The organism is Anaerobacterium chartisolvens (assembly GCF_003337415.1).
Taxonomy (GTDB): domain Bacteria; phylum Bacillota; class Clostridia; order Acetivibrionales; family DSM-27016; genus Anaerobacterium; species Anaerobacterium chartisolvens.
Map to the genome: position 1 here is coordinate 105,943 of NZ_QPJT01000007.1, position 13,407 is coordinate 119,349.

Below are 13,407 nucleotides of genomic sequence, written 5' to 3' on the forward strand. Positions count from 1 at the left end.
GCTCAGTCATTTCCCAATATTGCCTCAACCTTATGCAGCTTTTTATCTCCGAACACAGGAAGCATGTTCCCTATAAATTTCTTGCCGTCAACCATCAGGCTTTTAAGACCTCTGCAAACATGCTCAGGGTTTTTTACAGTGATTTCATACATTGAATCCCTATACCATCGCTTAACGGTATATTCGTTCCATGATGACGGTATGCAGGGATCTATCATCAGTCCGTTATATGCGGGCCTGATTCCGAGTATCCATTGGGATATCACTACAAAGTTCCATGCGGCGGTGCTTGGAAGCCACGAGCTTTTTACAGCTCCATGCTCCTCCGCACCGTGCTCTTCGATAGTTTGAGAATATACGTAGGGCTCACTTATGTGCAGATCACTTATATCCTCAATATATGCCGGAGCTGTCTTGCAGTAATATTCGAAAGCCCTGTCTCCGTTTCCAGTTACAGCTTCGGCAGCGGACGTCCATGAATTACAGCGGCACAATAACTCTCTAAGCTCCTTGCTTTCTATTGTGTTTCCCATATTATCATATGCCCTTAAAAAGCATTCTTCACGATATCCCCTGCTTATGAGATTTTCCTTCATCCTTTTAATATGCCTGCTTGCTTCACTTGCCTCAGTGTCCCAGCCTATATGCCGGCATATTTTGACCAGCTCATCTCCTATGAAAACAAACATTCCGGCAACCAATGCCGATTCAGACGCTTTACCCTTTCTGCCGGCAGCTCTCCATGCAGCTTTGCTATCCTTCATAGGAAAATTTTTAAAATTAAGGCAATCACCCCAAGCGTCCTGCCCCACAACAGGAAATCCGTTTGGCCCCAAATTATGCGCGGTGCTGTAAAAGGCTTTTGTTAAATGTCCGAAAAGGCTTATGGCCTTTCTGCGATCATCTATGGATGGAACTTTTTCCTCCAATATATCAAAATTTCCCGTTTCCTTTATATATGCAGAGGTGGAAAGTATTAGCCATAACGGATGGAGGTCAAGCTCTCCGCTCACTTCATTATTTTCTTCTGCCGCCAAGGTCTGACGCCTATTACAGGCATCTGCACCATCAACCTGTACGGATGCAAGATCCAGTATCCTTTCTCTGGCTCTATCCGGTATCTGATGAACAAAGCCCAATATATCCCGGCTTAAGTCCCCAAAATCCGTTCTTTTCCTCAATCCGGGCTCAAAGGGCAAAGAGCATCCCGACATATTGAAGTCAACCATGCACTGGTACTGGCTCCAGATATTTACCATGCGATCCAGCCTTTGATCCCCGCTTTTTAGAGTATACTTCGACAGTAATTTACCCCAGTGCTCAGCAAGCTTAGTAAAGGCCACATCTGCCTGTTCCTCTGTCTCGAAAGCCTTTATGATTTTATGAGCCTTTTTCTTATTTATTGCACCTTTCCCATGTGATCGGCTTGAAGTATCATTTTCAGCATACCCCAAAATAAATATGATAGTCTTTGCCTCACCCGGAGCAAGCTCTACATTTATGCAGTGAGATGCCACAGGCGCCTCCATAGCATCACAGCTTATGCCGCTGCAGCCCGTAAAAATGTCTTTATCTGTTATAAAGCCGCTTACAGGTATATTTACAGAATAAAAGGCATAGCGGGTTCTTCTTTCCCCATACTCAATTTTATAATATATGACACTGTCTTCCGCCTGCACCTCTCCTGTACCAAGCCCTTCTTTAAAATACTCCGTGTCCTTGCAATAATCCCGGAAGCCAAATTTTATATATGAAAAGACCGATATCTTTTTATTTTCTTTTCCAGTGTTTGTTAAAGTAACCTTCTGAATTTCTGCATGGGTATCTAAGGGTACGAAAAATAGCGCTTCGCTTCTTATTCCGTTTCTCTCTCCCACTAATGAGGTATATCCCATACCATGCCTGCACATATAGTAATCCAAATCCCTATTAGCGGGTACAAACCCCGGACACCACAAGTCTCCGTTATCATAAATGTGAAAGCATCTTCCCCCATAGCAAAGCGGTATGCTGCGGTATTTGCGACGTGTTATTCCTGTCAGCCTTGCATCTCTGTAAAAGCAATATCCTCCCGAGGTATTGGAAACAACAGAAAAAAAATCTTTTGTTCCAAGATAGTTGTTCCATGGATATGGAGTCTGTGCAGAAGTTATTACATATTCCTTACTCTCGTCGTTAAAGTACCCATATTTCATATATAACACCCTCCGGCTGAAAGCCTCATCACTTGCTATTGCTCTATTTTTTGCATTATGATATTGCGTTTATAAATTTACAGGGATAGGTTTAACCCTATCCCTGCAAATTTATTGTTAAGTAACCTTTAAATTAAGCTATTATTTTTTGCCTGTTTCAGTCAACCATGCGTCATACTGCTTCTGCATTTCAGCAATCAGCTCGTCTGCTCCTGCTGCCTTAAGCTCGCTGCTCATCTTTGCAACTGTAGCATCAGTGTCTACCGCACCGCAGAACAACTGCTTGTAATAAGTCTGTATTACGTTCTTGCAAGCTGATGCCTGATTGTCTACATTGCTGCTGTCAAATGCAAAGCCAAGGCTTGTAAGAGCAGTACCCTTATTGTTGTACTCTTCGAACTTAACCCATTTCTCAGGATCCTCATTGTCAAGGAGATAATCCTTGAACTGGTCTCCGAATCTCCATCCGTTTCCTGCCATATAGCCTTGGTTGTCTGTAAGCTTAACTACGTTGTCGGATACCTTGGTGTAGTGCTCGTTCTCTATACCGTAAACAAACAGGTTCTTGAGGAATTTGTCTGTGTAAAGCATTTCAATAAACTGGAATGCTCTCTCAGGGTTCTTTGACTTAGCAGGTATCGCAAGCAATGCGCCTATAGTCTCACGGTTAGACATAATAGGAGGAGTTATATCAACCTGTACCCACTCAATTTTTGTGCTTGTAAACATTTCTTCCGCTTTTCCGGGCTTAAGGGGCTGAACTACCGAGAAGTATTTTCCACTCCTCATTTCTTCGTTTACGTTGTCCTGAGTAGCAGCATCAGGGTGAACATACCCCTTCTTGTAATACTCACGCATCTTCTTATACATTGCAATGGACTCAGGTGCTTCAAACTGGTTGAATATCTTTGTATCTCTGTTGTCGTTGTACAGCGCGCCGGGGATATCATCATCGCTTATGTTATCCCAGTCTAAGAGATGCCATGTAGCATCCATCTGTACTGTCAGCAAAGGAGTAATTCCGGGCTCGTTAGCCTTGATCTGCTCATAGTAAGGCTCTAAGTCTTCCATCTTCTTAATGTTGGCTGCATCAATCTTGTATTTATCAACCAGATCCTTCTTAAGAAGGTATCCCCAGTTATGAACCTTCTCTTTATTTGTAGGCACGGCATAGTTCTTGCCGTTTATTGCAGAGCCGTTAAGGAAATCTGCTCCTACAATTTCCTTTATCTTAGGATATTTCTCCAGCAAGCCGTTGAGCTCATAGAAGTATCCTGCAACTGCGTTCTGTCTGTAATTTGCCGCCCAGTTAGAAGTAAACACTACGTCTATAGCCTCTCCCGCAGCAAGCATGGGGTTGATTTTAGGAGTGTAGGTATCTCCCCATCCAAAGTTTTCGGCAATTATCTTTACATTAAGTTTGTCCTTGAGATATTCGGTTGCAGCATCATTAATTTTTTGCATGTCAGGCTGAGTATCTGCCACACTGTAGAACTTAATCTCTACGGTATCCTTAGGTACGCTGGACTCTTCGTCGCCTCCGGTCGTACTCACCTCAGCATCGGACGTTTTCTCTGCATCTGTAGGTTTTGAACCACCGCAGCCCGAAAGCATAACGGACAGCGCAAACACAAGAACTACGGCCAAACACAGATACCTCTTCATTTTGAACATAAAATGCCCTCCTTTAAAATATAAATTGTTTTTATTACGGCAGGATCTATCCGCCTGCCGCATTGCCAACCGACATATGCCGGAATCAGCCTTTTACCGCTCCTACAGTCAAACCCTTTACAAAGTATTTCTGGAAGAAAGGATATGCAAATATTATAGGTCCTATGGATACTACGGCAATTGCCATACGTGCACTTTCACTGGGCAGCTCTCCCAAAACCTTGGACGACTGAGAGAAGCTGGCACTGGAGCTGGTTAAAAACTGTATGCTTGACAGCGTTTGATACATGAGATACTGAATATTGAAGTATTTCCTGTCGGTGACAAACACAAGCGGCAGCCACCAATCATTCCAGTAATTCAGAGTACAGAACAGTCCTATCGTCGCTAAGCCCGCACGGCACAAAGGAAGAACAATGACGAAGAATGTCCTGAATTCACCTGCGCCATCAATTCTTGCAGACTCAATAATAGACTCATGAACAGTGGTTTTGAAAAACGTCCTCATAATCATTACAAACCACGCGTTCATTAAGTACGGAAATATCAAAATCCAAATGCTGTCCTTTATTCTGAAAAGCTGTGTATATACCATAACCCAAGGTACCAAACCACCGCCAAATATCATTGTAAAATATGTGAGAAAGGAGAAGAAGCTTTTATATTTAAAGCTTTGCCTCGACAGAGGATATGCATACATGCATATTACAAGAAGACTTATTGCAGTGCCCACCAGAGTCACAAATACAGACACTCCATAAGCTCTCCAAATGCTGTCGCCTGCCTTCAGTATATAATCGTATGCCTCTACTAAAAATTTTCTGGGTATAAAGCTGTACCCCTTTATTATTATCTCGGTTTCATCGGTAAAGGATATTGCTATTACCAGAGCCAATGGCCCAAGACAGACTATAGTATAAATTACAAACATCAAATTAAGTACCGCATTGCTTCCCCATGATATAGCGTTTATATCCTTCTTTTTGACTTTCATGGAAATTGAGTTGTCCATTATATATTCCTCCTTTAGAACAGAGCCTTATCGTTGTCTATCTTTCTTACTATAAAGTTGGCGGTAAATACCGTTATGCATCCTACTACCGCCTGATAGCATCCGGCAGCCGCAGCCATTCCCACGTTGTTGGAATTCCTCAAGGCCCTGAACACATAAGTATCTATAACATCCGTCACCCCAAACAGCGCACCGCTGTTTTTAGGCACATTATAGAATAATCCGAAATCGGCATTGAAAATTCTTCCTACCGCAAGAAGTGTCATAATAATCATGATAGGCTGAAGCATAGGCAGAGTTATATGCTTAATCTGCTGCCATCTTGTAGCCCCGTCGATTGCTGCCGCTTCATAATATTCCGAGTCGATGCCTGAAATTGCGGCAAGGTATACCACAGCATTATATCCCGTATATTTCCATACTTGGAAGAATGTTAGTATGCCAGGCCAGTATTGGGGCTCAAAGTACCAGCTTACCTTGTCTATACCCATCGGAACCAGTATGTTTGCATTTATAAACCCGCTGTCAATGCTGAACAATGCATAGGCCAGATAGCTGACAATTATCCATGAAATAAAATAAGGCAGGAACATTACACTTTGATAGAGCTTGGAAAACATTTTGTTTCTAATTTCATTCAGTGCTATTGCAAAAAGCACCGGTATTACCAGACCCAGAAAAATAAATAAGATATTATACAGTATGGTATTGCGGGTAATTATAAATGCGTTGGGAGTTTTGAAAAAGAACTCAAAGTTTTTAAAGCCTATCCAATCGCTCATTATAATGCTTTCAAAAAAATTCCCTAGCAATCTGTATTTTTTAAAAGCTATTACAATTCCCAGCATAGGTATATAGTTGTTTATTAAAAGAACAATGATACCCGGAAAAAGCATTACCAACAGCGGCCAGCTATTTTTTACCTCTTTAACAAAGCCGCCCTGGGAACTTTTAGTTGTTGTAAGCACCTTAAATCACACCTTTTCTATAATTTGTACATCATCTGTTGCCTTACGGTCGAATTATTCATTCGTCTACATCTATATTATTGAAATTATGCCATTAACTAAATAGAGCAAATTGCTTTATAGTAAACTATGTTGTCTAGGTGTAGACTGCAAAAAAATACAACAAGATAATGCACAAAAAAGGTCGCTAAACCCAAAAAAGCATAATAGGTGTTTTTATACAAATAATATGCCGCTTATACTACTTTATGGAATCCTTGTATTCTGTTGGCGTTAACCCCTCATATTTTTTAAATAGTTTGGAAAAATAATGCGCATCAGGTATTCCTACCATTTCCGCAACCTCATAGGTTTTATACCTTATATCCTTGAGAAGCTCCTTCGCCTTTTCAATCCGTATTTCATTAAGGCAATCGACAAAATTTTTACCCAATTCCTTTTTAAATATCCTGCTTATATAGTATGTGCTTACATAGGTGTGCCCGGACACCTCATTTAACGTAATCTGCTCGTTGTAGTGCTCCCTTAGATAATCCATAGCCTTCCTGAGCACAAGCTTCATGCTTTTGTTGTTAAAGCTGTTGACCTTTTCGGCAATGCTTAAGGAAACATCCTCTAAAATTCCATTTAAGTCTTTTATGTTATCGCACCTCTCTATCATTTTATAGAGGCTGCTTATATCCTTTCTGTCGGCACTTTTATCATTGTCTGCCGCCAGCACAGATATTCTTACGTTATTTATCAGCGATATTGTATTCCAGTAAAAATTCTTAAGATACTCTTTATCTGCTGCCCCGAGGCTGTTTATATAATCCAGTATATCCTGAAGCACATTTTTTACCGCCTTTATATTGCCTGATTTTATTCCTTCAAGTAAAAATTTCTGGTAGCTCTCCAGCTCAGTATAGTCATGGCATATAAAGAAGGAATTCAAATCACTGAAGAAAATTATGGAATTGTTTCCTATATAAAACTTATGCTCAAGAGCCTCTCTGCATTCTATAAGCTTTTGGGGAAGCTGCAAGGCCCCCTCTCCTTCTGAGCTTATTGCTATCGTTACGGTAAATCCGAAGCAATTCTGTATAATCTGCTGGAGGTAAACACACTTTCCGTTTATGGCTTCAGTGAGGTTTTCAAGGTTTTTATCACTCTGCAATATGAATGCAAACCATTTGTTGTTGAGGGAAATACTTATTACATTGAAAATGTCGGCAAATATTTCGTCAAAAGTGTTTATTATTCCAAACTGGTAAAGGTGCTTGTCATACTGGTCAAGCTTTTTCCCGTTTTCCTCTTCAATTTCATTTTCAACCACTACCAGCGTAAACCTGCCTATATTTACGTTAAAAAGCTTCATTTTCTCATCTATATCCGTTTCGTTTGTGTTGATTCCGTATATTATGTCATAGAGCAGCTTTTCTCTCAGCACGGGGACATTCTGCTCAAAAAGCTTTTTAAGCTTGCTGAACTCCTCATCCCTGTCCCTTTTGAATTTGAGCTCCTTTACCGCTCTTCCCACAACGGAATTGAGCTCCTCTATTTTTGAGGGCTTTAGAATAAAGTCAAAGGCACCAAGCTTTATTGCCTCCTGTATATACTCAAAATCCCTGTATCCTGTAAGAATAATAACCTTGCTGTCAGGCACAAGCTCCTTAATTTGGCGCATCATGGCAAGTCCGTCTATTTCGGGCATTTTTATATCGGTCACTATTATATCGGGCAGGAACTCCTTTATCATTTCACAGCCTTTAAGCCCATCCGCAGCCTCACCGCATATTTCACAGTCAAATTGCTTCCAGTTTACAACGTTTTTAAGCCCTTTTCTTATTATTGCCTCATCATCTACTATTAGCACCTTGAACATAATAACCCTCCCTAGTTTGATTATGCTGCATGGGTATCCTTACTATAACAACCGTACACACGCCCTTACGGCTGACAATCTCAAGACCGTAATTTTCCCCGTAAAACAGTTTAATCCTTCTGTTGACATTTTCAATGCCTATGCTTTTGTTCTTTTTACTTGCAATAGTTTTAAAATAAGTATTATTATCCATTGAAAGCTTTTCATTAAGCTGTTCCAGCTCGTCCTTTTCTATTCCCATTCCATTGTCCTTTACTTCTATAACAAGATTTTCTCCCTCAATATAAGCATTTAAATTTATTATCCCCTTTTCCCTGCACATTTCCACTCCGTGGTATGCGGCATTTTCAATAAGAGGCTGTATCAAAAGTCTGGGAATTTTAATTCCCAGAACCTGACTGTCAATATTTTTTACAAGCTCAATTCTGTCTTCAAAGCGTCTTTTCAGAAGAGAAATATACTTATCGGCATAGCTGAATTCATCCTCTAAGGTTATAAGCCTGTCATCCCTGCCTATGCTCGCCTCCATTAATGCCGAAAGATCGGAAACAGTTTCACTTATTTCGGGCACATTGTTCAGTTGCGCCATCCAATTAATGGATTCTAACGTATTAAATAAAAAATGGGGATTTATCTGCGACTGTAAAGCCTTTATCTCAGCTTCCTTTCTGGTAATCTGCTCCCTGTATATTCCGTTGACAAGGTGGTGTATTTCCTGTGCCATTTTATTAAACGCCTTGCCCAGAAAGCCCAGCTCATCTTCCCTGTCCACCTCGACATGAACATTGCTCTGGCCTTCCTGTACCTTTCCCATCCCTTTTACCAGCCTGTTAATGGGATTAATAAAATCCAATGCTATAATTATGCTGAGGATGGACAAAATGGATATGCTAAGAATAATAACCAGTATTATCCACGTTCTCAGCAGATTAATCTCCTCATTTAGCACCTTAAGTGAAATATATGTCACTGCCTTCCACTGAGGATCTTCAATCTGCACATGTGAAATAAGCGCCCCTGCGTTTTTATCTATCCACGGGCTCTCTTTCCCTTCCAAATCAAGCTCTGCCAAATATTCGTTGTTACTTGTCTTGCTGACAATTAAATCATTATTTCCTGATATGATAGCGATATTTTGAAGGTTTTTAGTCTCAAGATCGTGATATACCGTTTCAAGGAATTCCTTTTTTACAAGTATGACCATAAGGCCTATTTCTGATGTAAAGGTATCCTGATCGTAAATTGTTCTTGCCAGATAGATATTTTCAACCCTTTTGCCGACACAATCCAGATACCACACAACACTCCCTTTTCCCTCACGCGCCCTTACCGAAATCTCGGGATAAGGCGCAATATCCTTTATGCTTGACTTCTTGCTGTTGTTGTCAAAATAATAGTTTTTTCCCGTAAAGGACAAAAACGATATGGACTGTATTTCATCTCTTGACTGCACAACCTTTTTTAACACATTGGTTACCGTATCGGCATTTTCATAATCATCTATAGGGTCGTTATTTATACTGTCTCTGATCAATATGTCATATATTCTTTTATCATATCTCAAGTCCTGAGATATTACGCTGAGATTCCGTGAATAGTCCTTAAACCTGAGCTGGATCATGCTTAAAATATCCTGAGAGTATTCTATAGACTTTTCCTTAATAATGTCGGAGCAAATCTTATAGCTCATAAAGCCTATTAACACAAGGGGTACAATAATCTGTATATTTAAAATAAGCAGCAGCTTTTTCTTTATGGACAGGTTTTTGTAAACTTTAAAAGCTCTTTTAACCCTGTTGTTCATAAACGGCACCCCTCCCCCCACATCACTTTTCAAAAGTTTCTGGTTCTTTTTACAGCCTCATCCCACAAAGTCTGGGCGGTTTCTCTGCCCTCTAAAACATAGGGAAACCTTTTTGCTATATATTCCTCCCATACCGTTCTGTCAACAAAGCTGTCGGGCGGCCCTATCATCTCCCTGCTGCTTTTGATAAGCTCAAGACCTTTCATAGCCAGCTTGCTGTAGTTCATTTTGTCTTCAGGTAATTTTACATTGCTTATCATTCCGCATTGATTAACAAAAGCAAGCGCACTTTCCTGAGAGGTCAGTTTCTTCAAAAGCTTTATGCTAAGCTCCTTTTTAGCAGGGTCCTCCCACGCCTTCCGGCTCATATAAAAGGTTCCGTTTCCCAAACCGTATATAAGCACGTCACGTCCTGCACCGTTTTTCTCAAGCCTTGGAAACGGTATTATATCCACCGAGCTCTGCATATCTTTTAAATCTCCCACAAACCAGGAGCCTTGAGTAATCATTGCAGCCTTCTTGTTTTTAAAAAGATTGTTTCTATCTCTGCTTGTCATTGTAAAGGCATCTTTGGGAAAGGCTCCAAGCTGGTACAGCTCCTTAACATAGTCTACAGCCTCTATATAGCAGCTGTTTATCGTTCCTCTGCTATAAGGATTTTCTACGGCCTCTTTCCCTCCCAGCATTGCAATGATGTTCTGATACAGGTATGTCCCCTCTGCAAGCGTATTATACGCTATGGGTATTATGTCATGGACTTTAAACTCAGCTACCGCGGCTTTTAATTCATCATACGTCTCCGGCAGCTTCACTCCATACTTCTCAAACAAATCTTTATTTACAAAAAAGCCCTCATAAATAATTTCCAGAGGAACGCCGTATGTTCTCCCTTCATATGTCGTATATGACCAATTGCTTTCCTCAAAGCTCCCCTTCCACTCCCTTTCACTCTCAAGCAGGTCTGTTATATCGGCCACCTTGCCTGCCTTTACAAGAGACCTTATATCGGAGCCCGGCCATAGTCCAAAAACATCTTGCTCGTTTCCCGAAGCAAAATCAGTTTTTATTTTTGGAAGAAAATCCTCCCCAAACATGGATTCGTTTATAACCTCAGCTTCAGTATAATCCTCGCCGAATTCATCTAAAATCTGTCTTAATGTGTCGGCCTTGGAGTCAACTCCTCCCCAACTGCTTATAAAACGTAGTTTGATTTTCTTTTCCTGAATGTGCGTTTGTGTAAGCTCTGAATCCCCGGCATCTTTAGAATAGGTACATGAAGCCGTAAAATTAAGCATCGCTATGCAAATAAAAAGTAAAGCATATCTTGTGCGCCTTTCCACTCTAACTACCTCCTTAAATATCAAGATCAGAGCCAATATGTTTATTATATAGCATTTTTTAACTTATGAACAGCAAAAAAATGCACCGAATTTTATTCTAGTGCATTTTTTTACATGCCAATCATTCAAAAATAATCTCTTCATCCTTACAGCCAACAACAATCACGCTTCCTTTTACATATTTCCCCTTTAAGAATAAATCTGTAAGCTGATCCTCAATATATCTCTGTATGGTTCTCCTAAGCGGCCTGGCTCCGTACTTGGGATCATACCCCTTGCGAAGTATAAGCTCTTTGGCTTCCTCAGCAATGCTTATTTCCATTCCCTTGTCTTTAACCTCGTCAACAACCTCTTTTAGCATGAGATCAACAATTTGCTTCAGCTCATCGTGTGTCAATTGGGTAAATACAATTGTCTCATCCAGCCTGTTTAAGAACTCAGGCCTGAAGGTGTCCTTCATTACCTCCTCAACCCTGTCCTTTAATGCCCTGTAGCCGTCATTACCAAAGCCTATGCCGCTGGATTTAAGGCTTGTTCCGGCGTTTGAAGTCATAATAATAACGGTGTTTTCAAAATTAACAGTCCGGCCGTGGCTGTCTGTCAGCCTTCCATCCTCAAGTATCTGCAGCAGCATATTGAAAACATCCGGGTGCGCCTTTTCCATCTCGTCCAGAAGTATTACCGAGTACGGTTTTCTTCTTATTTTCTCGGTAAGCTGCCCGCCCTCATCGTATCCCACATATCCGGGAGGCGATCCTATAAGCTTTGACACGGCGTGCTTTTCCATATATTCTGACATGTCAATTCTGACCAGTGCATCCTCGCTTTCAAACAACTCGCAGGCAAGTGCCCTTACCAATTCAGTCTTACCTACACCCGTAGGGCCTATAAAAACAAAGGACGAGGGCTTCTTCTTCTTTCTGAATCCTGCCCTGTTGCGCCTGATGGCTTTTGAAAGGCTCAATACAGCTTCATTTTGACCTATTACCCTTTTATGGAGCCTTTCCTCAAGACTGAGAAGCTTATCGGTTTCGGCCTCGGTAAGCCTCTGTACCGGTATTTTAGTCCATGCCTCCACCACATAGGCTATATCCTCTGTCGTTATCTCCACGTCCTTGTTTATATCTTCTATATCCTTAATTTTTTGTATAAGCTTACATTCGTTAACCTTTAAATCGGCAGCCTTTTGATACTCCTCTATGGAATCGGCCGATATGGCAAACTCCTTATCCTCCTGCACCTTTTTCAGCTCCTGCTTTAAAGCCTCAAGCTCAACCAGTCCCACATTTTTAAGGTTAGCCCTCGATCCCGCTTCATCAATAACATCTATTGCCTTATCGGGAAGAAACCTGTCGGTTATATATCTCTCAGACAGCATTACGGCAGCTTCTATAACCTCATCGGATATTTTAACCCTGTGATAAGACTCATAGTAATCCCTTATACCTTTAAGTATTTCTATGGAATCGTAAACAGAGGGCTCATCAACCTGTACGGGCTGGAATCTTCTCTCTAGGGCGGCATCCTTCTCTATATGCTTTCTGTATTCATTAAGCGTAGTCGCTCCTATTACCTGTATTTCTCCCTTTGAAAGAGCCGGCTTCAATATGTTGGCGGCATTCATTGCTCCTTCGGCTTCGCCCGCACCCATAATATTATGGAGCTCGTCAATCACCAAAATAATATTGCCAAACTGCTTTGCCTCGTCAATTATCCCCTTCATTCTGCTTTCAAACTGTCCTCTGAACTGCGTGCCCGCCACAATTCCCGTCAGATCAAGAAGATAGACCTCGGCGTTGAACAGCTTTGCAGGAACCTGCCTCTTTGCTATTCTGACGGCAAGACCCTCGGCGATAGCTGTCTTTCCAACTCCGGGCTCTCCTATAAGAACAGGGTTATTTTTAGTTCTTCTGTTGAGTATCTGAATCACCCTGTCAATCTCCCTGTGCCTCCCTATAACACGGTCTATTTTATCCTCCTTGGCCTTTTCGGTGAGGTTTGACCCGTACATGTCAAGGAATTTTTTCTTCTTTACATTTTTCTTTTCCTGAGTTTTTGTCCTTGTACTGCCGGAGGAATTCTTAGAGTCCTTATCCTCCAAATATTCCTTACCCTGCTCTCCCGGAAAATCCTGCTTTGCATCGTTTTTTCCAAACGCCTTATTTATAAGGTTGAAAAAGGGATTTCCCGAAGCGGACTGACCTGCCGGATCAGGGATGCTGTTAATATTGTCGGCATCCATGTTGTCGAAAAGGTTTCCGACCTGCTTATTGAGAGTTTCTATATCGTCGTCGGTCATACCTGTCTGCTCCAGAAGCTGATTGACAGGCTGGATACCCTGATTTTTTGCACATGAAAGGCACAGGCCCTCCTGAGTTTGCTTTCCATCAATAATTTTAGTTATAAAAACAACCGCAAAATTCTCTTTGCAAACAGAACACATCATCATATTAAATCCCTCCCCGTCTATAAGTCCGTCTGGTGACCTGCAACACAACCTGCCTAATTTATATAAGCTTTTATCGGTAATTTCATAATATATTTAAGTAA

The 13,407-nt window shown here is 41.2% G+C and carries 8 protein-coding genes; all 8 read right to left on the reverse strand.

The annotated features are described in order from the left end of the window. Positions 1-2: 2 nt before the first annotated feature. The 8 genes from DFR58_RS07840 to DFR58_RS07875 all read right to left on the reverse strand — a co-directional run bounded on the left by DFR58_RS07840 (position 3) and on the right by DFR58_RS07875 (position 13,306). Positions 3-2,195, reverse strand: coding sequence for a GH36-type glycosyl hydrolase domain-containing protein (locus DFR58_RS07840; RefSeq protein ID WP_114297264.1), 2,193 nt, complete (start codon positions 2,193-2,195; stop codon positions 3-5). 141 nt (positions 2,196-2,336) lie between these two features. Beyond that, positions 2,337-3,869 (reverse strand): ABC transporter substrate-binding protein, encoded by a 1,533-nt coding sequence (locus tag DFR58_RS07845; protein ID WP_114297265.1) that lies wholly within the window; start codon positions 3,867-3,869, stop codon positions 2,337-2,339. 85 nt (positions 3,870-3,954) lie between these two features. Beyond that, complete coding sequence (locus DFR58_RS07850) at positions 3,955-4,881, reverse strand: carbohydrate ABC transporter permease (RefSeq protein ID WP_242987462.1); 927 nt, start codon at positions 4,879-4,881, stop codon at positions 3,955-3,957. Between the two features lie 14 nt (positions 4,882-4,895). After that, positions 4,896-5,777: an ABC transporter permease gene (locus DFR58_RS07855; protein ID WP_114297342.1), complete on the reverse strand. Its 882-nt coding sequence runs from the start codon at positions 5,775-5,777 to the stop codon at positions 4,896-4,898. A 313-nt stretch (positions 5,778-6,090) separates the two neighbouring features. Continuing rightward, the gene (locus DFR58_RS07860) at positions 6,091-7,713 is read right to left on the reverse strand and encodes a response regulator transcription factor (RefSeq protein ID WP_114297266.1); all 1,623 of its coding nucleotides are present in this window, start codon (positions 7,711-7,713) and stop codon (positions 6,091-6,093) included. Then, entirely contained in the window at positions 7,688-9,517 is a 1,830-nt protein-coding gene (locus DFR58_RS07865; RefSeq protein ID WP_114297267.1) for a cache domain-containing sensor histidine kinase, read from the reverse strand. Before DFR58_RS07865 ends, DFR58_RS07860 begins: the two co-directional genes overlap by 26 nt. A 29-nt stretch (positions 9,518-9,546) precedes the next feature. After that, complete coding sequence (locus tag DFR58_RS07870) at positions 9,547-10,857, reverse strand: ABC transporter substrate-binding protein (protein WP_242987465.1); 1,311 nt, start codon at positions 10,855-10,857, stop codon at positions 9,547-9,549. Positions 10,858-10,978: 121 nt separating this feature from the next. After that, positions 10,979-13,306, reverse strand: a complete 2,328-nt coding sequence (locus DFR58_RS07875) for an ATP-dependent Clp protease ATP-binding subunit (RefSeq protein WP_114297268.1) — start codon at positions 13,304-13,306, stop codon at positions 10,979-10,981. Between the last annotated feature and the right edge of the window lie 101 nt (positions 13,307-13,407).

What these genes read in the sequence shown, in the direction of transcription:
- DFR58_RS07855 (WP_114297342.1), bottom strand. Translation starts at nt 5,777, where the DNA reads ATGCTTTTTCCGGGTATCATTGTTCTTTTAATAAACAACTATATACCT.
- DFR58_RS07845 (WP_114297265.1), bottom strand. Translation starts at nt 3,869, where the DNA reads ATGTTCAAAATGAAGAGGTATCTGTGTTTGGCCGTAGTTCTTGTGTTT.
- DFR58_RS07850 (WP_242987462.1), bottom strand. Translation starts at nt 4,881, where the DNA reads ATGGACAACTCAATTTCCATGAAAGTCAAAAAGAAGGATATAAACGCT.
- DFR58_RS07865 (WP_114297267.1), bottom strand. Translation starts at nt 9,517, where the DNA reads ATGAACAACAGGGTTAAAAGAGCTTTTAAAGTTTACAAAAACCTGTCC.
- DFR58_RS07840 (WP_114297264.1), bottom strand. Translation starts at nt 2,195, where the DNA reads ATGAAATATGGGTACTTTAACGACGAGAGTAAGGAATATGTAATAACT.
- DFR58_RS07875 (WP_114297268.1), bottom strand. Translation starts at nt 13,306, where the DNA reads ATGATGATGTGTTCTGTTTGCAAAGAGAATTTTGCGGTTGTTTTTATA.
- DFR58_RS07860 (WP_114297266.1), bottom strand. Translation starts at nt 7,713, where the DNA reads ATGTTCAAGGTGCTAATAGTAGATGATGAGGCAATAATAAGAAAAGGG.